We start from the raw sequence: 24329 nt of genomic DNA, 5'->3' as shown, positions 1-24329 counted from the left end.
TGATCGGTCGAATAATTTCGTCGCAGGTAAGCCAAGTAATCTTGAGGCGACGTCTCGTGGATCATCTTGAACTCGATGCCGAGCTCATCGGCAAAGTCATGGATCAATGCCTTGAAGGCAATCTCCTTAGAGCGCAACGGTCTCACCTCTCCACCTCGAACAAGCCCGCAAGCTGTTCGATAATCGTGCCGCCGAGCTGTTCCACGTCCATGATCGTCACCGATTTCTTGTAATAGCGGGTCACGTCATGGCCGATGCCGATCGCGGCGAGCTGGACCGGGGAACTCTTCTCGATCCACTCGATCACCTTGCGCAAATGTTGTTCCAGATAGCCCGCAGTGTTCACGCTGAGCGTGGAATCGTCCACCGGTGCGCCGTCAGAAATTACCATCAGGATACGGCGGTCCTCGGGCCGGCCGAGCAGGCGCTGATGCGCCCACAGCAGCGCCTCGCCATCGATGTTTTCTTTCAGCAGCCCTTCGCGCATCATCAGGCCGAGATTGCGGCGCGCGCGGCGCCAAGGTTCGTCAGCTTTTTTGTAGATGATGTGACGCAGATCATTGAGGCGGCCCGGATGCGGAGGCTTGCCATCGGCCAGCCATGCCTCTCGGCTTTGTCCGCCCTTCCACGCGCGTGTCGTGAACCCGAGAATTTCGGTCTTCACGCCGCAGCGTTCCAGTGTCCGCGCAAGAATATCCGCGCTGATCGCTGCGATGGAGATCGGCCGGCCGCGCATGGAACCGGAATTGTCGATCAGCAGCGTGACGACGGTGTCCTTGAATTCGACTTCCTGTTCCACTTTGTAGCTGAGCGAATGGCCCGGCATGGTGACGACGCGGGCCAGACGGGCAGCATCCAGCAGCCCTTCTTCCTGGTCGAAATCCCAGCTGCGGTTCTGCTGAGCCATCAGGCGGCGCTGAAGGCGGTTGGCGAGCTTGGTCACGATGCTTTGCAAACCGGTCAGCTGGCTGTCGAGATACGCACGCAGCCGCTCCAGTTCCTCTGTGTCGCACAGCTCCGGCGCTTCGATTTCCTCGTCGAAACGGTTGGTGAAATACTTGTAGTCGAAATCGCCGGGAATATCGGTCCACGGCCGGTTCGGGCGCACCGGCATCATGCCTTCTTCGCCGTCGTCGCCAGCCTGCCCGTCGCTCATTTCCTCATCGGAAGTCTGCTCGGTTTCGCTTTCGCCGCTATCCTCGCCCTCGGTGGCTTCGCCAGCCATTTCCGTGGTCTGCGGATCAGCGCCTTCGGACTCGTCTTCGTTTTCGTCCTGCTGATCTTCGTCTTCGCCCTGGTCGTCCTCGCCATCCTCGTCATCGGAGGTTGGGGATTCGTCTTCCTTGATCAGTTCGAGATGACGCAACATGTCGAGCGTAAGCGACTGAAACGCCTTCTGATCATCAAGCGAAAGCGCCAGCGCCTCGAAATCGCCGCCGATCTTTTCTTCTATCGCACCGCGCACCATATCGACGCCCGCTGCCGCACGTTTTGGAACCGGCTTTCCGGTCAGCGCCTCTCTTAGCATCAGCGACAGAGCCGTCTGGACCGGAACATCCGCAGGATTTTGTGCACGCGAAATCGGATCTGATGCGACGCGCAGTTCAATCGCCGCATCAAGGTTTTCCGCTATCCCGCTGAAATTGTTGCTTCCCAGCGCCTCGTAGCGGACCTGCTCTGCGGCATCGTACACCGCGCGGGCCAGCGGCTCGACCGGCGCATTTCGCGTATGGCTTGCTTCGTTATGATGCCGCAGCTTCAGTGCGAAACTGTCGGCAAAACCGCGCGCCTCGGCAGCCTGTTCAGGCGGCAGGTTGCGGCCCGGTAGAGGAACGCGGAAATTCTTGCCGCTGGAAGTCGGGCTGTCCGCGCTCCACGCAACTTCCACTTCCGCCTCACGCGCAAGCGCACGGCTGGCGCTGGTCAGCGCCTGTTTGAACTGGTCGAGAGGAGTCTGGTCAGCCAAGGTTTATCAGACGATCGATTGCCCGGTCTTGGCCCAGTCAGCAAGGAACCCTTCGATGCCCTTGTCGGTCAGGATGTGTTTGAACAGACCCTTGATGACGGCAGGCGGTGCGGTCATCACGTCCGCGCCGATCAGCGCGCTTTCCAGCACGTGGGTAGCGTGGCGCACCGATGCGACCAGGATTTCGGTTTCGAAATCGTAATTGTCATAAATCTGGCGGATGTCACGGATCAGATCCATGCCGTTCGATCCATTGTCGTCATGCCGTCCGACGAACGGCGAAATGAAGGTCGCCCCGGCCTTTGCCGCAAGCAACGCCTGGTTGGCAGAGAAGCACAGCGTCACGTTCACCATCGTGCCGTCCAGCGTCAGTGCGTTGCAGGTTTTCAGCCCATCGATCGTCAGCGGTACCTTGATGCAGACATTGTCCGCGATCTTGCGCAGGACCTCTGCCTCTTTCATCATGGTTTCGTGATCGAGCGCGACGACTTCTGCGCTGACCGGGCCGTCGGTCAGGCCGCAGATTTCCCGGGTCACTTCCATGAAATCACGGCCGGATTTTGCGATCAGTGACGGATTGGTGGTTACGCCGTCGAGCAGACCGGTCGAGGCCAGCTCCTTGATGTCGTCGATTTCAGCGGTGTCGGCGAAGAATTTCATGAACAGTGCTCCGGATTTGCGATTCCCGGTGGCCTTAAACAATGCAGCGGCCAGCGGCTAGGGGTTCGCCTCAAAGATTGCCCAGTCCGAACACGCCGATGATCAGCGGATCGTTGGTGCTTTGCGGGTCGCGCCGGATCGCCGCTTCCTCGATCCCCATTTCGTTCCAGATTGCGTCGTTGATCTGGCCGGAGAATCGGCTTGCAACTCCGCCGACGTCGACGCCGGAAAGCTGCGCAATGGCCCGTCCGATTACCGGGTCGCTGGCAAGCCTGATCGCATCGCCAAGTTCCGGCACCATCGCCTCAACCAGGCTGTTGCCCATTTCGCCGCGCAGGAACGATGTCGCCGCGGTCGGCCCGCCGCGCACAAGCTGTTCGGCGGCCTGAATCCCAATCACCCGGACCGCATCGGCCACAATCGGTGCAGCCCGCTCCGCCCCCTCTATCGCAAGGTCGGCAAACGCATCTTCCAGCCGCGATTTGAACAGGGTCGAGGTAAGAATGCTGGCAAGGATATTGCCGCGCGTGCCCATCACGTTCTCAAGCCCGATCATCCCGACCTGCTGATCCCAATACCCGCCATCGGCGGTCAGCCGGGCAAAAGCGCGCTCGCTGGAAAGCAGCAGCAACCGGCGAATGGCATCGGTAAAACCGAAACCCGGCAGGCTGGCACAACCGGAAAGCGTGACCAGGCCGACGCTGCCCGCCCCCGCCATAAATGCGCGCCTGCTTGCAGCTGTATTCAACAAATCGGTCATTTCCCTGTCTCCTCACCTTGTCCCGGCACTGTAAAGCGTCCCATATTGAGTGCCTATTATGAACCGCGTCCGCCTCATCATATTCAATGCTGCACTTGGCCCCCTTGATTACAAGGTGCCCAAGGGCATGAAGGTCGAATACGGATCGGTGGTTGTCGCCCCGCTCGGTCCGCGCCAGATCATCGGCATCGTGTGGGAGGAAGAACGCCTCCCGGCAAACCCGGTTCCAGAGGCCAAGCTGAGACCAATCATCGAGGCCCTGCCGGTTCCCCCGCTTGGAAGGGAACTGCGCCGTTTGATCGAATGGACCGCCGATTATTATTGCGCGTCCCTCGCCTCGGTCGCGCGCATGGTCCTGTCATCCGGCGGGGCAATGCGCGGGCCAACGACGATGACCGAATACCGGCTGTCGGGCAGCGAACCGGAACGCATGACCCCGCAGCGCGCAGTGGCGATGGACGCGCTGCAGAATGAACAGGCCACCATCCGCGAACTGGCTGAAATGGCAAGCGTCAGCGACGCGGTGCTGCGCGGGCTGGTCAATCAGGGGGTGCTGGAACCGGTCGAGGTGAATATCGACCGCCCTTACCCCAAGGCGCGTGCCGATCACGATCAACCCAAGCTGTCCGATGACCAGCAGCAAGTGGCAGACCGACTGACCGATGCGGTTAAGGCGCGGCAATTCGCCCCGTTTCTGCTCGACGGGGTGACTGGATCGGGCAAGACCGAAACCTATTTCGAACCGGTTGCAGCTGCACTGCGCGACAATCGGCAGGTGCTGGTTCTGTTGCCGGAGATCGCCCTGACCGAGGCATTCCTGAGGCGTTTTGAAAACCGGTTCGGGGCGGCACCTATCGTCTGGCATTCAAGCCTGAAATCGACCGAGCGCCGCCGTGCATGGCGCGCGATTGCCAGCGGCGAAGCGCAGGTGGTTGTCGGCGCGCGGTCTGCCCTGTTCCTGCCCTATGCCAATCTGGGTCTGATCGTGGTGGACGAGGCGCACGAGATCAGTTTCAAACAGGATGAAGGCGTCCGATACAACGCCCGCGATGTCGCGGTGATGCGCGCCCGGTTCGAGAAATTCCCGATCATTCTGGCCAGTGCTACGCCTGCGCTGGAAAGTCTGCAGATGGCAGAGAGCGGAATTTATGAACGGCTGGAACTGCCCAGCCGTTTCGGCGGGGCCACCATGCCCACCATTTCCACGATCGACCTGACCCAGCACCCGCCGGAAAAGGGCCGCTGGCTGGCGCCGGAACTGGTGGAAGCGTTGCAGGACCGCCTCGAAAAAGGCGAACAATCGCTGCTGTTCCTCAACCGCCGTGGCTATGCCCCGCTGACCCTGTGCCGCAATTGCGGTTACCGGTTCGAATGCCCCAATTGCAGCGCCTGGCTGGTCGAACACCGGTTTACCCGCCGGCTGGCGTGCCATCATTGCGGACACGAAACCGCCCAGCCCGATAAATGCCCCGATTGCGGTGAACCCGACTGCCTTGTTGCCTGCGGGCCGGGGGTGGAGCGCATCGCCGACGAGGTCGCTGAAATCATGCCCGAAGCGCGTGTGGCGGTGGCGACTTCCGATACACTTAACTCGCCGGAAAAAGCCGCAGAGTTTGTTGCGCAAGCAGAGGCGAAGGCGATCGACGTGATCGTCGGCACTCAGCTGGTGACCAAGGGGTTCCACTTTCCCGATCTGACCCTTGTCGGGGTGGTCGATGCCGATCTGGGGCTTGAAGGCGGCGATCTGCGCGCTGCCGAACGCACCTATCAGCAGGTCGCGCAGGTGGCCGGACGCGCGGGACGCGGCAGCAAGCCGGGCGAGGTATTCATTCAGACCCGCCATACCGATGCGCCGGTGATCGCCGCGCTGGCCGACGGCGACCGCGACGCCTTCTACGAGGCGGAAACCGATGCACGGCGTCATGCGGGCGCGCCGCCGTTTGGCCGCTGGGCCGCCATCATCGTGTCGAGCGAAGACGAAGCAGAGGCGAAAGAGGCGGCCCGCGCCATTGGCGGAACGAGGCCGAACATTCAGGACGTCATGATATTGGGGCCAGCGCCCGCCCCCCTGTCATTGCTGCGCGGCCGGTACCGCTACCGCCTGCTGATCAACGCCCGCCGCAGCGCGCAGGTTCAGGATATTATCCGAAGCTGGCTCGGCGCCCTCGACTTCCCGCGCGGAGTTCGCGTAAGCGTCGATATCGACCCCTACAGTTTCGTCTAAGGAGCCTACTATGCTGACCGTCCACCACCTTGGTATCTCGCAATCGGAACGCATCGTCTGGCTCTGCGAAGAGCTTGGCCTCGATTACGAATACAAACGTTATAGCCGGCGCGAAGATAACCGGCTGGCACCTGACGAATACAAGGCGCTGCATCCGATGGGGATCGCCCCGGTCATTCAGGATGGCGACCTGGTGTTGGGCGAAAGTGGCGCTATTTGCGAATATATCGACCGCAAATATGGCGCTGCGAAACACTGCCTGGATGTTAGCCATCCCGATTTTGCCGATCATCTGTTCTGGTTCCACTTTACCAACGGCACCTTCATGACCAACGGCATGATGCAGCTGATGCTGTCCATGGCGGAACCGAAAAACCCGATGCCCGCCGAATTCGTCGCGGACCGCACGGCAAAGGCATGGACGATGGTGGAACAGCGTCTGGGCGAGGCGGAATTCTTCGGCGGATCGCAGCTGACGCTGGCAGATATCATGATGGTTTACTGCATCACCACCGCGCGCATGTTCCGTGACACCACGCTGGACGAAATGCCCAACACAGCCGCCTATCTCCAGCGCATTGGCCAACGTGACGCCTACAAGCGTGCCTGGGAAAAATGCGAACCGGGAATACCCCCGCACCTGACCTGACGGGCACTGCCGCGCCGTTCGTGCATTGGACGGGCATGGCAGATCAAAACACAGGCCCGATCCTGGTTCCCGTGCTGGGTGACCAGCTGACCCGTACGCTCGCATCGCTGCGCGGCCGGACGAAGGACGACAGCGTCATCCTGATGATGGAGGTGTGGGACGAGGCAACCTACGTCAAACATCACAAGCAAAAGATCGTACTGATCTTCTCTGCCATGCGCCATTTCGCGCAGGAATTGCGCGATGCGGGGTGGACGGTCGATTACACCAGGCTGACCGACAAGGACAACGCGGGCAGCTTCACCGGAGAGGTCGCCCGTGCGGCCGAACGGCACAATCCGCGCGCCATCCATATTGTCGAGGCCGGCGAATGGCGCGTCCAGCAAGCGATTGAGGAATGGCCGGACAAGTTTGATTGCAAGGTGGAAATTCTGCCCGATGACCGTTTCGTCTGCTCGATTGCAGAATTCGGCGATTGGGCGGCGGACCGCAAAACCCTGCGGATGGAAAACTTCTATCAGGAAATGCGCAAGAAGACCGGTCTGCTGATGGATGACGGCAAACCCGCTGGCGGGCAGTGGAATTACGACAAGGATAACCGTGCGCCGCCCAAGGACGGGATGTCCGCCCCCGCAAGGCCCAAGCCAGAGCCGGACGAGATCACCCGCGAAGCGATGGATCTGGTAGAGGCCGAATTCCCGGACCACTTCGGTGATCTCGGCCGCTTCCAATGGCCCGTGACACGCGACGAGGCGGAAACCGCTGCCGATGCATTCTTCGCAGAACGACTGCCCGATTTTGGCACCTATCAGGATGCGATGGTCCACGGGCAGGATGATCTGTTTCATTCCATGCTGAGCACTTCGATCAATCTCGGGCTGCTTGATCCGATGGAATTGTGCAGACGGGCAGAAGACGCATACCGAAACGGGGACGCGCCGCTGAATGCGGTAGAAGGGTTCATCCGCCAATTGATCGGCTGGCGCGAATATGTGCGCGGTTTTTACTGGCATCATATGCCCGACCTAGAAAGCGCGAACGCCCTGAATGCGCAGCGCGGCTTGCCCGAATTTTACTGGACTGGCGAAACGGATATGCGCTGCCTTGCAGACTGTATCCGCTCAACCCGCGAGAACGCGCACGCACACCACATCCAGCGGCTGATGGTACTGGGCAATTTCGCATTGCTGGCGGGGATCAAACCGCGTGAAGTGCAGGACTGGTTCCTGGTGGTCTACGCAGACGCGTATGAATGGGTGGAATTGCCCAACGTCGCGGCGATGATCCTGTATGCCGATGGCGGTAAACTGGCGAGCAAGCCCTATGCGGCCAGCGCGAATTACATCAACAAGATGAGCGATTACTGCAAGGATTGCGCCTATTCAGCCAGCAAGAAAACCGGCGATGGAGCCTGCCCCTTCAATTCGCTCTATTGGCATTTCATGGACCGCCACCGCGACAGGTTGGAAAGCAACCACCGGATTGGGCGCATCTATGCCAATTGGGACCGCATGGGCGAAGACAAACAGCAGGATTATCTGGATACTGCCGACGCGTTTCTGCGCACGCTTACGCCGGCCAAAAGCGGCTGGGCGGGGGATTAACCTATTCGGAAATTGGTTGACGGGCCTTCCGGTTTCGGACCCAACGGGGCTGGATTACGTGGCCCTTTTTCATGGCCTCGCGCAGCAACCAGACGCCAGCGGTTGTCGCAATAACCAGCGCAATTACAGATGCCTCCAACCCGAATGCACCGCCCGATATCAGCGGGTGCCCGCTCATCTGCGATTCAACCAGCCCGTCCACCTGATTGCCGGAAACCGGTACATCCCAGACGTAGCCCTGCACGATATTCCAGCCGGCATGAAGGCCAATCGCAAGCCACAGATTACGGGTATACATATAAGCAGCGCCGAGCAGGATGCCTGCCTCAATCGAGATTGCGAGCGAGGAAAACCATGTTGCATTCGGGTTGTCTGCATGGAGGAAACCGAAAACCAGCGCAGAGATGACGAGCGCGGCCCAGCTTCCGGCGAACTCCTCCAGAAAACGGAAGATAATGCCCCGGGCGATGACTTCTTCGACGAACCCGGCGAAAAGCCCCGCCTGAAACAGGATCAGCGGCGCACTGGTCGATCCGCCCCAGGCGGTGATGGTGTAGGCGCCGAGAATAAAGGCCACACCGACGCACATTGTCATCAGCCACCCCGCACCGAGAAAGCCGAACAAAGTATCGCGCCCCGCCCCCTTTAATGGCAAATCATCGCGCGGCATTTCGCCCAGATGACGCAGCAAGACCTTACTCAAGGCGAACATCAGCAGAACCGCAATCACGGCGGTCAGCCCCATCATCGCAGCATCGCTAAGCCCGGTATCCGGCAGCCGCGTGACCAGCCATCCAAACCCGAGGATGACACCGACGGCGGCGCCCAGTGCAATCACCAGCGAAACCAGCGGAAACGCAACCACCCGGCGCCATGTCGGCACGGTTCCCGAAGCATTAACGGTTTCTGGCATGATGTTTCCCCTGAGCGGCCCGGTATTCAAGCCGGCAAGAATACGCAAAGCCCGCGCAAGTCAATCGCGTTTACCAAGCTCCCGCTTCAGCAATTCGCGCTTTATCTCCGGTCCGTAGGCGTAGCCTCCAATCGCCCCGTCCGATCTCACCACACGGTGGCACGGGATCAGCACCGCAACAGAGTTTGCCCCATTGGCGCTGCCCGCAGCCCGCACCGCTTTGGGATTACCCGCCGCAGCCGCAATCTGGGCATAGGACCGGGTTTCCCCCGGAGGGATCTTGCGCAATTGCTGCCACACCGCCTCCTGAAAAGCGGTACCTTTTACATCCAGCGGAATATGCGGCGCGTTTCCGGGTTGCTCCACTGCGGCAACGACCTGTTTCAGCAAGTCCGCGAAACTGGCATCTCCCTCGACCAGCTCGGCATTGGGGAAACGCCGTTCGAGCTCGTCCCTGTCCTCTCCGAAAGACAGGCGGCAAACACCCTTGCCGGTGGCTGCGACCAGCATTTCGCCCAGGCTGGTGGAGGTGATTGCATAGCGGATCATGGTATCGCGGCCGCCATCGCGCCACGCAGATGGGCTCATTCCGAAACGCTCCTTGTTTTCATCGTAAAATCTCGACGGGCCGGAATAGCCCGCATCATACATGGCATTGGTTACGGTGTCGCCGACTGACAAGGCGTCTTTCGCCCGCTCGCGCCGCAAGGCCCGGTGGTATGCCGCCGGGGACAAGCCAACTTCCCGCTTGAACAGCCGCTGCAGATGGGTCGGCGAATATCCGGTGACGGTACCCAGCTTTTCCAGAGAGACCTGGCTCTCACTCCAGCGCAAAACCTCAAGACAGCGAAGCACGGCTTTCTCGTCCGGGGCGATTGTTTCGGGGGTGCAGCGCTTGCACGGTCGCAGGCCCGCTGCCTCCGCATCGGCACCGCAGGCATAGAATTTCACATTTTCGCGCTTCGGCGCACGCGCCGGGCAGGATGGGCGGCAATATATTCCGGTTGAATGAACCCCGGTTACAAACACGCCGTCGAATGCGCGATCCTTAGCCATGGCAATCTGCCAGCGCTGATCATCGGTGAGGTTTTTCGCGTCCATCGCCGTGCTCCTATGCCATCTACTGTGCCCCTGATCCAGTAACAGGGTGTCACCGCCAGCTAGCGGCAATTGCACAAGACCGCTTCCCGAAGCTTGCGGTCAATGCAGGCACTCGCCTAAGCCCGCATCCTATGAAGCGTTTCCTGATCCTGTGCGCCGCATTGTTCGGCCTGCTGATACCCGCTCCGAGTTTTGCGGACCCTGCCGATATCAACGCCGCAGCACGCGGGGTCGTGCGCGTGGTAATCATCGGAACGGACGGAACCGACGTTTACCCGGTCAGCCATGGCAGCGGGTTTGCGGTGTCGCCGACCCGGATTGTCACCAATGCCCATGTCGTTACCCAAGCGGCGCAGGACGATACATTGCGGATCGGGATCGTACCTTCGGAAGGAAACGACGCCAATTATGCGAAGATACTGTCGATCAGCCCGCGAAACGACCTCGCGCTGGTCGAAATCACAGGATCCCTGCGCCTCCCGCCTTTGACCATATCGGGCAATCCCAACAGCGACAGCGGCGAAGTATCCTCGGTCGGCTATCCCATGAATGTGGATCAGGCGCAGGGCCTGGATCTGAATGATATCTTCAATTCGCAGCCGCCGGTTAAGAGCCGAGGGTTCATTTCGGGTGCACGACCAAGCCGCCAGTTCGATACAATCCTTCACACCGCGCCAATCGCACGCGGCAATTCCGGCGGCCCGCTGCTGGATGGATGCGGGCGCGTGCTCGGGGTGAACAGTTTCGGCGCCGATTCGGGCGGATCGGATGCGGAGTTTTTCTTTGCCGTTTCGACCAAGGAATTGCTGCCGTTCCTGCGCGCAAACAATGTCAATGCACGGGTCAACGCGCTGCCTTGCCGTAGCCTTGCCGATCTGGACGAGGCTGAACGGGAACGCATCGAACGGCAGCAGACGGCAGCGCGGGCTGAGTTGGCCGAAAGAGCGGAACAAACGCGTGCAAAGCGCGACCGCGTGCAACTGGAAGCAGAACAGGCGGTTCAGGAAGAGCGTGAGAACACCATGGCGCTCGCCTTCCTGCTGGTCCTGCTCGGGGTGGGCGCTGGCGTGATCGCTTGGCAGGCCTGGATGCAGCAAGGCGAACCGGCGACGGACGGCGACACGCATGATAGCCGTACCGAACGCAAGCTGATGATTGCCGGCACGGTCGCCGCCGCCGCGCTGATCGCCGCGCTGGCGCTATGGTTCACCCGGCCCGGCCTCGACGCCATCGACCGCCGCGTCAATGCAGCCATGAACGAAGACGATGGTTCCGACGGCGCTAAGCAGCCTGCCAGCAGCAATGGTGAAGGCACCCTGCTGTGCACGCTGCAACTGGACCGAAGCCGGGTTACCGGTACGCCCGACCCGGAACTGCAATTCACCTGGGCAGAAGACGGCTGCGTGAACGAGCGGACCCAATACGGATTTTCCGGCGGCACCTGGTCGCGCATCTTTGTGCCCAATCAGGAAGACGCCGTATCGGTAAACCGCTATGATCCGGTCACCGGCGAATTCCGCACGGACCGCTATCTGCTGAGCCGCAATGCAATGACCAGCGCCCGCGAGGCGCGCGGCAAATATACGCCCCCCAAATGCGGAACCGATGGTGCCGCAGCGAGCCTCGGCGACATGCAGGGCGCGGTTACGGCAATGCTCCCGCAGCAGCCAAACGAACGCCTGGTCTACAAGTGCGAGGCGAGGACCGACTAAGCCGCCAACGCATCTCCGCTCAGCGTGATGCGGTGCATTTCGCGGGCATACCCCTGATAATCGTTCATGGCGTTGTGCCATGTGACGCGGTTATCCCAGATGGCGACCGTTCCCGGCTGCCACACGACCTTGCATTCATTCTCCGCGCTCAGCGCCGCATCATAGAGCCGGTTCAGCAGCGGCAGGCTCTCCTCGCGCGTGCGGCCGACAATATTGATGGTGAAAGAGCTGTTCACATACAGAAGCTTGCGGCCGGTGTGCGGGTGACGGATGACAATCGGGTGGACCGCGCCGGTTTTCATATCCTGACCGCGCAGCTCGCTGCCCATGTCAGTTTTCGCGTAAATCCCGTCTTCCTTATATACATGGTCGGCGGTGTGGAACGCCTCCAGCCCGTCGATCTCCTGCTTCAGATCATCGGGCAGCGCATCATAGGCTGCGCCCATATGTTTGAAATGCGTATCGCCGCCCTTGGGCGGGAGCGTGCGCGCCACCAGAATCGAACCCATTGCCGGTATCTGGTCGTAGGAATGATCGGTATGCCATGCACCGCCGATATTGGTTTCCTGATCCGCCTTCTTGCGGACGATCGCGATTTCCGGATATTTCTGTTCCAGCGGGAAATACTGGTTGATGTCGATCTGTCCCCAGCGCTTGGCGAAGGCGATATGTTCTTCCGGGGAAAACTCCTGCTCGCGAAACACGGCCACGCCGTTTTCGTAAATCAGCTGCTTGATCGTACCCATCGCTTCGCCTTCTACCTGCGAAAGCTGGATTCCGGTGACTTCTACGCCGCAATTGGGCGACATCGGTGTGGTTTTCATGGTCCTCTCCTCTGGCGATCAGCAGCCGCCTTGCGAGAAGTTTACGCGGAAGATGACAAGAGTCCATAGACTCGTCTTGCATCGTGTCATCCCCAATGATAGGGGCGCGCCAGCTTTGCAGAGGTCGTGATTCCACCGCCTTTTCAGACAAGGCTGATGCATCGTTATTTTCCGGACCCAAGAGGACCAAACGCGTGGAGAACTCCGCCGGTATTCAGGCCAGCCTGGCAGGGCGTTACGCATCTGCCTTGTTCGACCTTGCTTCAGAAGCAGGGACGGTTAGCGCAGTCGAATCCGATCTCGACAAGCTGCACGCAGCACTTGGCGAATCGGATGAGCTGCAAATGCTCATCAGCAACCCGCGGGTCACTCGCGCCGAAGCTGAAAAAGCCGTTTGGGGCATTTCTGCCCTGCTCGGCGTAACAGAGCTCACTCAGAATTTTCTCGGAGTGCTCGCGCAGAACCGCCGCCTTGGTGATCTGCCCGGCATGATCCGTGCATTCGGAACCATCGCAGCAGCGCAGCGCGGCGAAGTGACAGCCAATGTCACCAGCGCGCACGCACTGACGGACAGCCAGCTTGATACGCTCAAGAACAAGCTGACCGCACGCGAAGGTCGCACCGTAAAACTTTCTGCCGATGTCGACCCGGACCTTCTGGGCGGCCTCGTCGTTACAATTGGATCGAAGCGTATTGACGGCTCGATCCGCACCCGTTTGAATTCCCTCGCGAACGCGATGAAAGGCTAAATGATGGAAATCCGCGCCGCAGAAATCTCCAAGGTCATCAAGGACCAGATCGCCAATTTCGGCACCGAAGCTGAAGTCAGCGAAGTCGGTTCCGTTCTCTCCGTTGGTGACGGTATCGCCCGTATCCACGGCCTCGACAATGTTCAGGCTGGTGAGATGGTCGAATTCTCCAACGGTGTTCAGGGCATGGCGCTGAACCTGGAAGCCGACAATGTCGGTGTCGTGATCTTCGGCTCCGACGCTGAAATCAAGGAAGGCGACGTTGTAAAGCGGACCGGCACCATCGTGGACGTTCCGGTTGGCAAGGGCCTGCTGGGCCGCGTGGTCGACGCTCTTGGTAACCCGATCGACGGCAAGGGCCCGATCGTTGCCGACAAGCGCAGCCGCGTCGAAGTAAAGGCTCCGGGCATCATCCCGCGTAAATCGGTTGATGAACCTGTGCAGTCCGGCCTCAAGGCAATTGACGCTCTCGTTCCGGTTGGCCGCGGCCAGCGCGAACTGATCATCGGCGACCGTCAGACCGGTAAATCGGCTGTCGCGATCGACACCTTCATCAATCAGAAGGAAGCGCATCAGGGCGAAGACGAAACGAAGAAGCTTTACTGCATCTACGTAGCTGTCGGCCAGAAACGTTCGACCGTTGCCCAGATCGTGAAGAGCCTCGAAGAAAACGGCGCGATGGAATATTCCATCGTTGTTGCCGCGACCGCTTCGGAGCCTGCACCGCTTCAGTTCCTCGCACCGTATACCGGCTGCGCGATGGGCGAATTCTTCCGCGACAATGGCATGCACGCCGTGATCGTGTATGATGACCTTTCCAAGCAGGCAGTTGCCTATCGTCAGATGTCGCTGCTGCTGCGTCGTCCTCCGGGCCGTGAAGCGTATCCGGGTGACGTATTCTATCTCCACTCACGTCTCCTCGAGCGTGCGGCGAAGATGAACGACGACAATGGCGGCGGTTCGCTGACTGCACTGCCGATCATCGAAACTCAGGCTGGTGACGTTTCTGCCTACATTCCGACTAACGTGATTTCGATCACCGACGGCCAGATCTTCCTTGAAACCGACCTGTTCTATCAGGGTATTCGCCCCGCGATTAACGTGGGTCTGTCGGTTAGCCGTGTTGGCGGCGCCGCTCAGACGAAAGCGATGAAGAAGGTTTCGGGCTCGATCAAACTCGAACTCGCTCAGTACCGCGAAATGGCGGCCTTCGCGCAGTTCGGCTCGGACCTCGATGCTTCGACGCAGAAACTCCTCAACCGCGGTGCGCGCCTGACCGAGCTGCTCAAGCAGCCGCAGTTCTCGCCCATGCCGTTCGAAGAGCAGACCATTTCGATCTTCGCTGGCACCAACGGCTATCTCGACAGCATTCCGGTAGACCGTGTGAACGAATACGAATCCGCCATGCTGAGCTTCATGCGCAGCGAACACGCTGACATCCTCGCGACCATCCGCACCAGCGGCAAGTTCGACGATGTCAAGGACGACACCGTCAAGGCACTCGACGCATTCGCCAAGCAGTTCGCTTAAGCCTGAGAGAGAAATAGGGAGCCGACATGGCAAGCCTTAAAGAACTCAAGGATCGGATCGGGTCGGTTAAATCCACCCAGAAGATCACCAAGGCCAAGCAAATGGTCGCAGCCGCCAAGCTCCGCAAGGCGCAGGCAGCAGCCGAAGCCGCACGCCCTTATGCAGAGCGTCTGGCGTCGGTCATGGCCGCCCTCGCCTCCAAGGTGTCGGGTGACGATGCACCAAAACTGCTCGCCGGCACCGGTTCGGACAAGCGCCACCTGCTGGTGGTCGTGAACACCGACAAGGGTCTGTGCGGCGGTCTTAACGCGAACCTCGTTCGGGCAGCTGCCAACAAGGCCCGCGAATTGCAGGCCGCTGGCAAGGACGTTGAGTTCTATCTGGTCGGCAAGAAGGGCCGTGCCCCTTTAAAGCGCAATTTCCCGAACCAGATCGGCACTCACTTCGACACCAGTGACGTTCGTTATCCGGGCTTCGAAGAAGCGGCTAAAATCGCTGAAGAGCTGGTCGAAATGTACGATGGCGGCAAATTCGATGTTGCCCATCTCGTATACCCGACCTTCAAGTCCGCTCTCGCGCAGGACCCGACTATCGATCAGATCATCCCGGTTCCGGCGCCAGCAAGCGCAGCGGACAGCGATGCCGTGGTCGAATACGAGCCGGGCGAAGAGGAAATCCTCGAAGAATTGCTGCCGCGTTATGTGAAGACGCAAATCTTTGGCGCCCTGCTTGAAATCGCTGCATCCGAACAGGGCGCATCGATGACCGCAATGGACAACGCTACGCGCAACGCAGGCGACCTGATCAACAAGCTTACCATCCAGTATAACCGCAGTCGTCAGGCCGCGATTACCACTGAACTCATTGAAATTATTGCTGGCGCGGAAGCGCTTTAAGATCGAAGGCTAAGGAAGACACCATGGCTACCGCACCCGTACTCAACCAATCGACCAATGGCAGGATTGCCCAGGTCATCGGCGCTGTCGTCGACGTGGCGTTCCCCGGTGAACTGCCCGCAATTCTGACCGCGCTTGAAACCAAGAACGGCGATAACACGCTGGTTCTCGAAGTCGCCCAGCACCTTGGTGAGAACACTGTTCGCACCATCGCGATGGACGCGACCGAAGGCCTGACCCGCGGTCAGGAAGTCATCAACACCGGTAAGCAGATCACTGTCCCGGTTGGCCCGAAAACACTCGGCCGCATCATGAACGTTGTCGGTGAACCGATCGACATGCGCGGCCCGGTTGGCGCGGAAATGTCCGCCCCGATCCACGCAGAAGCACCTGCCTTTGTCGACCAGTCGACCGAAGCGGCAATTCTTGTCACCGGTATTAAGGTTATCGACCTTCTCGCACCTTACGCGAAAGGCGGTAAGATTGGCCTGTTCGGCGGCGCCGGCGTGGGCAAGACGGTTCTTATTCAAGAACTGATCAACAACATTGCGAAGGGTCACGGCGGCGTGTCCGTGTTCGCCGGCGTGGGTGAGCGTACCCGCGAAGGTAACGACCTTTATCACGAATTCCTCGACGCTGGCGTTATCGCCAAGAACGAAGCTGGCGAAGCGATCTCCGAAGGTTCGAAGGTTGCTCTCGTGTTCGGTCAGATGAACGAGCCTCCTGGCGCGCGTGCCCGTGTTGCTCTGTCGGGTCTGACGATGGCTGAATACTTCCGCGACCAGGAAGGTCAGGACGTTCTGTTCTTCGTCGACAACATTTTCCGCTTCACGCAGGCCGGTTCGGAAGTGTCCGCACTTCTCGGCCGTATCCCTTCGGCAGTGGGCTATCAGCCTACCCTGTCGACCGACATGGGTAACCTGCAGGAACGCATTACCTCGACGACCAAGGGTTCGATCACCTCGGTTCAGGCCATCTACGTTCCCGCAGATGACCTTACCGACCCTGCGCCAGCAACTTCGTTCGCCCACTTGGACGCAACGACCACGCTGAACCGCGCAATTTCGGAGCTGGGCATTTACCCGGCAGTTGACCCGCTCGACTCCACCAGCCGCGTCCTTGAGCCGCGCGTTGTTGGTCAGGAGCACTACGAGACTGCCCGTAAGGTTCAGGAAACGCTTCAGAAGTACAAGTCGCTTCAGGACATCATCGCAATTCTCGGCATGGACGAGCTTTCTGAAGAAGATAAGCTGACCGTTGCCCGTGCGCGTAAGATCCAGAAGTTCCTGTCGCAGCCGTTCCACGTTGCGGAAGTCTTCACCGGCATCTCCGGCAAGTTCGTCCAGCTGGAAGACACGGTTGCCTCGTTCAAGGCAGTTGTCGAAGGCGAATACGATCACCTTCCGGAACAGGCTTTCTACATGGTTGGCGGCATCAACGACGTAGTCGAAAAAGCCAAGAAGATGGCTGAGGACGCCTAAGCGATATGGCACTTCACTTCGAACTCGTAACACCGGCCAAGCTGGTCCGCTCGGAAGACGTCCACATGGTCGTCGTTCCCGGTGCGGAAGGCGAGTTCGGTGTGCTGGAAGGCCACGCGCCTTTCATGTCGACAATCCGCGATGGTGCGGTTCAGGTTTACAAGACCGAAGGCGGCACGCCCGAGGAAATCGAAGTCCGCGGCGGTTTTGCCGAAGTGGGCGACAACGGCCTGACCGTTCTGGCGGAACACGTCGAAGGCTGATCCGTCAGCAAATCACGAATTTTAAAGGGCGGCCCACGGGTCGCCCTTTTTCGTTTGCCGCCTGGATAATGTGTCCGATTACCGCTTCACATTCGCATTGCGCTTGCCCAAGGTGAGGGCAGCACATCCCCACAGGAGAGGACATTTGAAACTTGTTTCATCACTTGCCATCGCGGCGGCCATTGCCATGACTGCATCCCCTGCCGCCGCCGACCATCACAGCACCGGTGAAATGGCCGATCAAACTACCGATGATGGCGTACCCGGCCCTGAGCAAGACCCTTACATCTGGCTGGAGGAAGCCCGCAGTGACGAGGCGCTAGCCTGGGTCAGGGCCGAGAATGAGCGCACCACCGAGCTGCTCGCCAGCGATCCGCGCTTCGACAAGCTCAAAAACGATGCGCTGGAAATCTACGACAGCGAAGACCGCATCCCATTCGTCAGCTTTTCCAAATTCGGACTGACCAATTTCTGGCAGGATAAACAGAACCCGAAAGGCCTGCTGCGCCGCACATCGCGCGAAAGCTATCAGACCGATAATCCCGAGTGGGAAACGGTCCTCGACGTCGATGCCCTCGCCGCCGCAGAAGGCCGAGAGTGGGTCTATAAAGGTTCAACCTGTTTGCCCCCAGAAGGCCGGATGTGCATGATCGCGCTGTCCGATGGCGGCAAGGATGCGGCAGAGCTGCGCGAATTCAACATGGAAACCGGTGAATTCGTGGATGGCGGGTTTTACCTTCCGGAAAGTCAGGGCAGCGTTGAATGGCTCGATGCTGACACCATGCTGGTCACGCGCAATTTCGACGAAACGTTGATGACGGAAAGCGAATATCCGTTCACCACCCGCCTGTGGAAGCGCGGCCAGTCGATCGATGATGCAGAAGAGATTTTCCGCGGATCGCCCAAAGACGTCTGGTCCGGTGCCAGCCTGCTGCGCGACAGCACGGGCAAGGTTCACGCACGCACCGCATTTCGCGGCGTCAGTTTCCACGAGACCGAATATTACGTCGACATGGATGGTGAGTGGCTGAAGCTCGACATCCCGCTCAAGGCTGCACCCTACGGCATTGTCGATGGCCATCTGCTCTATTCGACCGATGTCGACTGGAAGGTGGGCGGGCAGACTTTCCCTGCTGACAGTCTGATCGCGGTTGATCTTGAGGAATGGAAAGCTGATCCCAACGGCGCTGCCAAAACGCTCGTATGGGCACCGGCAGACCGCCAGACGAAGCGCGGCGGGGCAATCACTGCCAATCATCTCTATGTCGGCATGCTCGACAATGTGGTGGGCAAGGTGATCCGTTTCGACTTCGCCGACGGTGCCTGGACATCGAAGGAAGTCGAATTGCCCGGCAATGCCACGGTCGGCATTGCGGCATCATCGGAAGAGACAGACGAGATCATGTTCTCCGTCACCGATTTCCTGACCCCCACTACATTGTATTATTCCGACGGCGGGGTGCCAGAGGTGATCAAGACCAGTCCGGAATATTTCAACGCGGAAGGGTTCGAGGTTGAGCAGCACGAGGCTGTTTCCGCCGATGGTACCAAGATCCCCTATTTCATCGTCAAGCCGGAGGGGATGGAACTGGACGGCAGCACACCGATCCTGATGTCCGGCTACGGCGGGTTCCAGATTCCGCGCCTGCCCAGCTATCTCGGCAGCACCGGCAAGCTGTGGCTCGAAAATGGCGGAGCCTATGTACTCGGCAATATGCGCGGCGGCGGGGAATTCGGCCCGGGCTGGCACCAGACTGCGATCCGCGAGAACAAGCAGCGCACCTGGGATGATTTCATCGCCATTGGCGACGATCTGGTCGAGCGCGGTTTTACCTCGCCAGAACATCTGGGCATCCAGGGCGGATCGCAGGGCGGCCTGCTGGTCGGCACGGCGTTTACACAGCGTCCGGACCTGTTCGGCGCAGCGATTGTCGCAATTCCGCTGTTCGACATGCTGCGCTATCACGAGATCGGACGCGGCGCATCGTGGATCGGCGAATATGGTGATCCGCGCATTCCGGAACAGCGCGCATGGATCGAAGGGTATTCACCCTATCAGAAGCTGGTCGATGGCGTGGATTTCCCCGCGCCATTCTTCTGGGCCTCGACCGCAGATGACCGGACCCATCCGGCGCACGCACGCAAAGGTGCGGCGCGCATGAAGGAACTTGGCCAGCCATATTATTACTACGAAGATATGACCGGCGGTCATTCGGGCGGCGTCGATAACGAACAGCGCGCGCGGCTCCAGGCTCTGCAATATGTTTACCTGTTGCAGCGACTCAAGGATGATGAAGCGGCCGAATAACCAGCTTGCGATGAGACGAAAGGGCGGCCCTGCGGTCGCCCTTTTTCGTTTGCGGACCCGCAGCTTGGCAACTCGGCGCGTTCCTGAAACGCTTCACCTTCCGGAATATCGTTAGGGTGAAATTCACCATGTTTGGAAAGGCGGAATAAAGGATTTCCGGCAAGATTTGGCTTCAACAGGGGGCTGAATCTGGAGAATTAACAATGCCTAATGCCGTACCCCCAAGTGCCATGCGCCGCGATGTCCGTTCTCGCATAGAGCGCGCCGGCCTGCCGCCGCATCACCGTGTCCACTGGTCCGATGCCCGCAAGGCCGATGTCGTAAAGGCAGTCCGCGATCAGTTGATCACTTTTGATGAGGCCAGGTGGAATTACCTGCTCAGCCGGAGTGAATTCGAAAGCTGGCAGCGCCAGTTTGCGAAAGAGACAGACCGTCACCGCGAACTTGAACTGGGCTGACTTGATAACCGCCGCATAGGCGATTTTGCGACAGCCGTCCTGGTCCCGGCTGCTCGCAGGTTACTCTGGCCCCAAGAGCCGCCCGGCATCAACGCGAATTCCTGGTCTTTGCGTGAAAGTCGGGCGGTTTGTCTTTTACCCACCGGACGAATTTCGCCACCCGTTCATGTGCCAGGATCAACTCGCGATCTTCACCCATTCTCGCCAGTTCGGCATTGGTGAACGTTACATGGATCGTCTTGTGGCAGATGGGATGAACCGGAACCGTGTCCCGCCCCTTTTTGGATTTGGGCACGGTATGATGCCACTGTATCCGTTTCGCAAACGGCCGTTCGCATAGCCAGCAGGTTGGTTCATCACTCAACGTTCAATTTCAGGCGGATCGGCGCGCATTGTGGCCCCGGTGAAGATATCCTCTATCTCTCCGAACGCACGCTTTGCTGCGTCATACTGGACTGGCATTTCTGCCTGCCCGCCAGCGCAAAGCTGCATCCCGACAAATTCTTCACCGCGCATGATAACGACCCCATCGCTGATTGCCGGATTGTTGGGTTCGCCAGGCGCAAAGTTGGTTCGGATCATGCGGCTGAAAACGATGTAATCGGTATCGCCGTTTGAAAACAGTATCTGCGATTCGCCGCCGCCCGAATACATGGTGTTCGACCATTTACCGCCCGAGAGCGCCAGTTCGGGAGCGTCTTTGCCGAAGCGGTATTGCGCCTTCCCATCAGCCGCTGCGCACACGGCAAGACGCTTGCCGGCCGCCATCTCGCAGGAGAAAATCGTTTCTTCCCCGTCAGTGCAGTCGACCGGCGTGCGCGGCGCGGGATTTGCGGCCGCAGAAGACGGATCCGAAGCGCCTGACACTTTGTCTGGCGCTTGCGAACCTACCACATCGGCGACTTCTTTAGGCGCGGCCTCCGGCGCGGTGTCTGCGGCCTGCTCACAGCCAGCCAGCAGGGCGAATGAAGCCAGGGCCAGTGCGCGCCGCATCACTTCTTCGCCGCTGCCTTTTTCTTTTTCATCGCGTCATGGAAGCGGTCTGCCCAGCCGGGTTTGACCAGCTGTTCGCCGCGCACCATGCGCAAATCGCCCGGGCCCACATCGCGGCTGACCGCGCTGCCAGCCGCCACGATCGCATCTGCGCCGATATTGACCGGTGCGATCAGCGCGCTGTTGCTGCCGATGAAGGCCCGTTCGCCGATCACCGTCTTGTGCTTGAAATACCCGTCATAATTGCAGGTAATGGTCCCGGCACCGATATTGGCCCCTGCCCCGATATCCGCATCGCCGAGATAGGTCAGGTGGCTTGCCTTGGCGCCCTTGCCCATCACCGCCTTTTTCATCTCGACGAAGTTGCCGATTTTGGCGCCTTCTTCCAGCACCGCACCCGGGCGCAGGCGCGCATAGGGGCCGACGCTGCAATGTTCGCCCACTGTCGCCCCTTCAAGATGGCTGAACGCGCGTATCGTCGCATGGTCGGCAATTTTCACTCCGGGCCCGAAGACGACGTTGGGTTCGACCTCTACATCGCGGCCCAGCTCGGTATCCCAGCTGAAAAATACGGTTTCTGGTGCTCTGAGCGACACACCGGCGGCCATCGCCTCTTCCCGCTTGAAAGTCTGCCACTGCGCCTCTGCCGATGCCAGCTCGGCGCGCGAATTGATGCCCGCCACTTCGTCCGGGGTGGTTTCAACCGCGACCACACGGCTCCCCTCTGCAATCGCGTTGGTCGCGACATCGGGCAGGTAGTATTCGCCCTGCGCGTTATCGTTGCCGACGCTTTCCAGCAGGCGCCAGATGTCATTGCTATGCGCCACGATTACGCCCGAATTGCACAGGTCGCATTTGCGCTCTTCCTCGCTGGCATCCTTGTGCTCAACCATCTTGCGCACGGTTCCGTCGGCATCGGCGATGATGCGACCATAGGCGAGAGTATCGGTGGGTCGGAACCCGAGCACCGCAACCTTGGTATCTCCGGTAAGCGCATCACACAATTTGCGGACAGTCGCGGCCTTGACCATCGGGCAGTCACCGAAACTGACCATCACCAGCCCGTCGAAACCGGCCAGTGCATCCTTCGCCATCAGGGCAGCATGGGCCGTCCCAAGCTGCGGTTCCTGCAGCGAAACCGTAACATTCCGGTCTGCCACGGCATCGCGCAATTGCTCGTGCCGGTCACCGGCCACCACAACGGTGTGCGAAGGCGACAATTCTTCGAAGCTGTCCAGCAAATGGAACAGCATCGGTTTACCCCCGATCGGGTGCAGGACCTTGTGCAGGTCGGATTTCATGCGAGTGCCCTTGCCAGCGGCGAGGATAATGGCTGCAAAATTGTTCATCCGGCTCCCTTGCCAGCAATCGCTTGCGGTTTGAAGTCAGTTCAGCCACCCCTTCACGGCAATGAATCATTTTCCCTACAGCGCCATCGGCTTCGACCTTGATGGAACCTTGCTCGACACGTTTCGCGACCTTGGCGAAGCGGTAAATCACGCGCTTGAACTGGGCGGCTTCAAGCCGGTGCCGGTGGACAGTTCAAAGGATTTGATCGGCGGCGGGGCCAAGATCATGCTGTCGCGCGCAGTCGATGCCCAAGGCGGTATGGAGCGGGAGGATTTCCGCGCGCTGTACAAGAAAATGCTCGCCTTTTACGCAGACAACAACGCGGTCCACTCGCGCCCCTATCCGGGGGTGATCGATGCACTCGACCAGTTGGCCGAACACGGCGTGAAAATGGCGGTAGTGACCAACAAGTTCGAAAGTTTCGCCACCGATATCCTCACCCAGCTTGGCCTGGCGGATCGGTTTGTCACGATAATCGGTGGCGACACGATGGGCCGCGGCCGGGATGGGCAATTGCTGGCAAAGCCTGCCCCCGATCCGGTAATCGAGGCGCGCCAACGCTGCGCCGCCGGTCAGGACAGCACCGGCCAATTCGCATTTGTGGGCGACAGTTCCTACGATGTCGCCGCCGCGAAAGCAGCCGGTGTTCCTGTTATCGTCGCGGCGTATGGTTATTGCGACAAGCCGCCGCACGAACTGGGCGGACACGCCGTTATCGATGGTTTCGACGGTCTGATTCCGGCGCTGCACAGCCTCCCCCGCCCCTGATTCGCCGCATTGGCGGTTTATCGACGCTACGGAATGGCGGACCGGCTTGTTCGCAGTTGCAACAGGCACGATAAACTGCCACTTCACCCTCACGTTTACGGGAACGTAAAGCCCGTTCGGAATTCGGCCCTCCCCCGGGCCAAAGCAAGATGGAGAGAAAGCCATGACCATTTCGTTCAAGGATCGCGTAGCAATCGTAACCGGCGCCGGTGGCGGCCTGGGCCGTGAATACGCGCTCGAACTCGCACGCCGCGGCGCGAAGGTCGTCGTAAACGACCTCGGCGGATCGCGTGACGGCACCGGCACTTCGGACGCGGCAGCACAGGTTGTCGAAGAAATTGAAAAAGCTGGCGGTGAAGCAATCGCCAACGGTGCCTCGGTCACCGAATATGACCAGATGGAAAAGATGGTTGCCGACGCCAAGCAGAAGTGGGGCGGCGTCCACGTCCTGATCAACAACGCCGGCATTCTGCGCGACAAGAGCTTCGCGAAAATGACGCCGGACGATTTCGAGCTGGTCGTGAAAGTCCACCTGCTGGGCTCGGCCTATGCGACCAAGGCTTGCTGGGAAACTTTCCGCGAACAGGCCTATGGCCGTATTCTGATGACTTCCAGCTCGACCGGTCTGTTCGGCAATTTCGGCCAGGCAAACTACGGCGCTGCCAAGCTCGGCCTTGCCGGCCTGACCAAGACGCTTCACCTCGAAGGCGCGAAGTACAACATCCGCTGCAACTCGCTGTCGCCGGTTGCCGGTACACGCATGACCGAGGACCTGTTCCCGGCTGAAGCGTTCAAGCTGTTTTCGCCTGAAAACGTTGCCCCGGCTGCGCTGTATCTCGTTAGCGAAGATGCACCGACCAACCAGATCGTTGGTGCCGGTGCAGGCGGCTTCCACAGCGCATGGGTGACCATGAACGACGCGGTCTGGTTGCAGGAAGGCGAGCGCACAGTCGAAGGTTTCGCAGCCCGTTGGGACGACATCAATTCGATGACCAACCTCAAGGCCCCTCAGTCGGGTGCAGAACAAAGCGCTGCTATCCTGAAGGCGATGCAGGAAGTGCTCGGCCCTGATGCTGCGCCGTCCAGCACGCGTGGCTAAGCGCCTACTGTATTGACACAG

The 24329-nt window shown here is 59.7% G+C and carries 22 protein-coding genes; 13 read left to right on the top strand and 9 right to left on the bottom strand.

Annotated features, from left to right (window positions below):
* Positions 1-142: 142 nt before the first annotated feature.
* The 3 genes from cobT to GRI43_RS01930 form a co-directional block, all read right to left on the bottom strand.
* A complete protein-coding gene (gene cobT / locus GRI43_RS01940; protein ID WP_160729418.1) occupies positions 143-1966 on the bottom strand; it encodes a cobaltochelatase subunit CobT in 1824 nt (607 codons plus the stop codon).
* A gap of 6 nt (positions 1967-1972) precedes the next feature.
* Positions 1973-2626, bottom strand: a complete 654-nt coding sequence (gene fsa / locus GRI43_RS01935) for a fructose-6-phosphate aldolase (protein ID WP_160729417.1) — start codon at positions 2624-2626, stop codon at positions 1973-1975.
* A 70-nt stretch (positions 2627-2696) separates the two neighbouring features.
* Positions 2697-3386 (bottom strand): DUF4197 domain-containing protein, encoded by a 690-nt coding sequence (locus tag GRI43_RS01930; RefSeq protein ID WP_160729416.1) that lies wholly within the window; start codon positions 3384-3386, stop codon positions 2697-2699.
* A gap of 58 nt (positions 3387-3444) precedes the next feature.
* Here GRI43_RS01930 and GRI43_RS01925 point away from each other — a divergent pair, with 58 nt between their 5' ends.
* From GRI43_RS01925 to GRI43_RS01915, 3 genes are read left to right on the top strand one after another with little or no spacing between them, the layout of a single operon-like run.
* Positions 3445-5610: a primosomal protein N' gene (locus GRI43_RS01925; protein ID WP_160729415.1), complete on the top strand. Its 2166-nt coding sequence runs from the start codon at positions 3445-3447 to the stop codon at positions 5608-5610.
* A 10-nt stretch (positions 5611-5620) separates the two neighbouring features.
* Positions 5621-6259, top strand: coding sequence for a glutathione S-transferase family protein (locus tag GRI43_RS01920; RefSeq protein WP_160729414.1), 639 nt, complete (start codon positions 5621-5623; stop codon positions 6257-6259).
* 35 nt (positions 6260-6294) lie between these two features.
* On the top strand, positions 6295-7863 hold the full coding sequence (locus GRI43_RS01915; protein WP_160730584.1) for a cryptochrome/photolyase family protein: 1569 nt from the start codon (positions 6295-6297) through the stop codon (positions 7861-7863).
* 1 nt (position 7864) lies between these two features.
* Here the strand turns inward: GRI43_RS01915 and GRI43_RS01910 are convergent, their stop codons facing one another.
* Positions 7865-8776, bottom strand: coding sequence for a CPBP family intramembrane glutamic endopeptidase (locus GRI43_RS01910; RefSeq protein ID WP_160729413.1), 912 nt, complete (start codon positions 8774-8776; stop codon positions 7865-7867).
* Between the two features lie 60 nt (positions 8777-8836).
* Complete coding sequence (ada, locus tag GRI43_RS01905) at positions 8837-9877, bottom strand: bifunctional DNA-binding transcriptional regulator/O6-methylguanine-DNA methyltransferase Ada (RefSeq protein WP_160729412.1); 1041 nt, start codon at positions 9875-9877, stop codon at positions 8837-8839.
* Between the two features lie 131 nt (positions 9878-10008).
* Between ada and GRI43_RS01900 the strand changes: the two genes are divergently transcribed.
* On the top strand, positions 10009-11589 hold the full coding sequence (locus GRI43_RS01900; RefSeq protein WP_160729411.1) for a S1 family peptidase: 1581 nt from the start codon (positions 10009-10011) through the stop codon (positions 11587-11589).
* Here GRI43_RS01900 and GRI43_RS01895 read toward each other — a convergent pair.
* A complete protein-coding gene (locus tag GRI43_RS01895) occupies positions 11586-12413 on the bottom strand; it encodes a TauD/TfdA dioxygenase family protein (RefSeq protein ID WP_235903570.1) in 828 nt (275 codons plus the stop codon). The two genes, GRI43_RS01900 and GRI43_RS01895, sit on opposite strands and share 4 nt — an antisense overlap.
* A gap of 194 nt (positions 12414-12607) precedes the next feature.
* Between GRI43_RS01895 and GRI43_RS01890 the strand changes: the two genes are divergently transcribed.
* The 7 genes from GRI43_RS01890 (at position 12608) to GRI43_RS01860 (ending at position 20098) form a co-directional block, all read left to right on the top strand.
* Positions 12608-13162: a F0F1 ATP synthase subunit delta gene (locus tag GRI43_RS01890; protein WP_160729410.1), complete on the top strand. Its 555-nt coding sequence runs from the start codon at positions 12608-12610 to the stop codon at positions 13160-13162.
* Positions 13163-13165: 3 nt separating this feature from the next.
* Entirely contained in the window at positions 13166-14692 is a 1527-nt protein-coding gene (gene atpA, locus GRI43_RS01885; protein WP_160730582.1) for a F0F1 ATP synthase subunit alpha, read from the top strand.
* Between the two features lie 26 nt (positions 14693-14718).
* The gene (locus GRI43_RS01880) at positions 14719-15588 is read left to right on the top strand and encodes a F0F1 ATP synthase subunit gamma (protein WP_160729409.1); all 870 of its coding nucleotides are present in this window, start codon (positions 14719-14721) and stop codon (positions 15586-15588) included.
* Positions 15589-15611: 23 nt separating this feature from the next.
* Positions 15612-17069 (top strand): F0F1 ATP synthase subunit beta, encoded by a 1458-nt coding sequence (atpD, locus tag GRI43_RS01875; RefSeq protein ID WP_160729408.1) that lies wholly within the window; start codon positions 15612-15614, stop codon positions 17067-17069.
* Positions 17070-17074: 5 nt separating this feature from the next.
* Positions 17075-17332, top strand: a complete 258-nt coding sequence (locus tag GRI43_RS01870) for an ATP synthase F1 subunit epsilon (protein WP_160729407.1) — start codon at positions 17075-17077, stop codon at positions 17330-17332.
* 145 nt (positions 17333-17477) lie between these two features.
* Positions 17478-19640: a prolyl oligopeptidase family serine peptidase gene (locus tag GRI43_RS01865; RefSeq protein WP_235903569.1), complete on the top strand. Its 2163-nt coding sequence runs from the start codon at positions 17478-17480 to the stop codon at positions 19638-19640.
* A gap of 203 nt (positions 19641-19843) precedes the next feature.
* Positions 19844-20098, top strand: coding sequence for a DUF1153 domain-containing protein (locus tag GRI43_RS01860; RefSeq protein ID WP_235903568.1), 255 nt, complete (start codon positions 19844-19846; stop codon positions 20096-20098).
* 88 nt (positions 20099-20186) lie between these two features.
* On the opposite strand, the gene GRI43_RS01855 is transcribed toward GRI43_RS01860, so the two are convergent.
* The 3 genes from GRI43_RS01855 to glmU form a co-directional block, all read right to left on the bottom strand.
* On the bottom strand, positions 20187-20393 hold the full coding sequence (locus GRI43_RS01855) for a hypothetical protein (RefSeq protein ID WP_338089993.1): 207 nt from the start codon (positions 20391-20393) through the stop codon (positions 20187-20189).
* A 65-nt stretch (positions 20394-20458) separates the two neighbouring features.
* Positions 20459-21091, bottom strand: coding sequence for a hypothetical protein (locus GRI43_RS01850; RefSeq protein ID WP_160729405.1), 633 nt, complete (start codon positions 21089-21091; stop codon positions 20459-20461).
* Positions 21091-22440 (bottom strand): bifunctional UDP-N-acetylglucosamine diphosphorylase/glucosamine-1-phosphate N-acetyltransferase GlmU, encoded by a 1350-nt coding sequence (glmU, locus tag GRI43_RS01845; protein ID WP_160729404.1) that lies wholly within the window; start codon positions 22438-22440, stop codon positions 21091-21093. Before glmU ends, GRI43_RS01850 begins: the two co-directional genes overlap by 1 nt.
* Positions 22441-22501: 61 nt before the next feature.
* Between glmU and GRI43_RS01840 the strand changes: the two genes are divergently transcribed.
* A complete protein-coding gene (locus GRI43_RS01840) occupies positions 22502-23209 on the top strand; it encodes an HAD hydrolase-like protein (protein WP_160729403.1) in 708 nt (235 codons plus the stop codon).
* Between the two features lie 163 nt (positions 23210-23372).
* Entirely contained in the window at positions 23373-24308 is a 936-nt protein-coding gene (locus GRI43_RS01835) for an SDR family NAD(P)-dependent oxidoreductase (protein WP_160729402.1), read from the top strand.
* Positions 24309-24329: the final 21 nt, after the last annotated feature.

Origin of the sequence: Pontixanthobacter luteolus (assembly GCF_009828095.1) — a bacterium.
In the GTDB taxonomy this organism is placed as follows: domain Bacteria; phylum Pseudomonadota; class Alphaproteobacteria; order Sphingomonadales; family Sphingomonadaceae; genus Pontixanthobacter; species Pontixanthobacter luteolus.
This window is presented reverse-complemented; position numbering and strand designations above follow the sequence as displayed.

Excerpts from the sequence above, each read along its gene's own strand:
- fsa (WP_160729417.1), bottom strand. The coding sequence starts at position 2,626 with ATGAAATTCTTCGCCGACACCGCTGAAATCGACGACATCAAGGAGCTG.
- GRI43_RS01930 (WP_160729416.1), bottom strand. The coding sequence starts at position 3,386 with ATGACCGATTTGTTGAATACAGCTGCAAGCAGGCGCGCATTTATGGCG.
- GRI43_RS01925 (WP_160729415.1), top strand. The coding sequence starts at position 3,445 with ATGAACCGCGTCCGCCTCATCATATTCAATGCTGCACTTGGCCCCCTT.
- GRI43_RS01920 (WP_160729414.1), top strand. The coding sequence starts at position 5,621 with ATGCTGACCGTCCACCACCTTGGTATCTCGCAATCGGAACGCATCGTC.
- GRI43_RS01915 (WP_160730584.1), top strand. The coding sequence starts at position 6,295 with ATGGCAGATCAAAACACAGGCCCGATCCTGGTTCCCGTGCTGGGTGAC.
- GRI43_RS01910 (WP_160729413.1), bottom strand. The coding sequence starts at position 8,776 with ATGCCAGAAACCGTTAATGCTTCGGGAACCGTGCCGACATGGCGCCGG.
- ada (WP_160729412.1), bottom strand. The coding sequence starts at position 9,877 with ATGGACGCGAAAAACCTCACCGATGATCAGCGCTGGCAGATTGCCATG.
- GRI43_RS01900 (WP_160729411.1), top strand. The coding sequence starts at position 10,009 with ATGAAGCGTTTCCTGATCCTGTGCGCCGCATTGTTCGGCCTGCTGATA.
- GRI43_RS01895 (WP_235903570.1), bottom strand. The coding sequence starts at position 12,413 with ATGAAAACCACACCGATGTCGCCCAATTGCGGCGTAGAAGTCACCGGA.
- atpA (WP_160730582.1), top strand. The coding sequence starts at position 13,166 with ATGGAAATCCGCGCCGCAGAAATCTCCAAGGTCATCAAGGACCAGATC.
- GRI43_RS01880 (WP_160729409.1), top strand. The coding sequence starts at position 14,719 with ATGGCAAGCCTTAAAGAACTCAAGGATCGGATCGGGTCGGTTAAATCC.
- atpD (WP_160729408.1), top strand. The coding sequence starts at position 15,612 with ATGGCTACCGCACCCGTACTCAACCAATCGACCAATGGCAGGATTGCC.
- GRI43_RS01870 (WP_160729407.1), top strand. The coding sequence starts at position 17,075 with ATGGCACTTCACTTCGAACTCGTAACACCGGCCAAGCTGGTCCGCTCG.
- GRI43_RS01860 (WP_235903568.1), top strand. The coding sequence starts at position 19,844 with ATGCCTAATGCCGTACCCCCAAGTGCCATGCGCCGCGATGTCCGTTCT.
- GRI43_RS01850 (WP_160729405.1), bottom strand. The coding sequence starts at position 21,091 with ATGCGGCGCGCACTGGCCCTGGCTTCATTCGCCCTGCTGGCTGGCTGT.
- glmU (WP_160729404.1), bottom strand. The coding sequence starts at position 22,440 with ATGAACAATTTTGCAGCCATTATCCTCGCCGCTGGCAAGGGCACTCGC.
- GRI43_RS01840 (WP_160729403.1), top strand. The coding sequence starts at position 22,502 with ATGAATCATTTTCCCTACAGCGCCATCGGCTTCGACCTTGATGGAACC.
- GRI43_RS01835 (WP_160729402.1), top strand. The coding sequence starts at position 23,373 with ATGACCATTTCGTTCAAGGATCGCGTAGCAATCGTAACCGGCGCCGGT.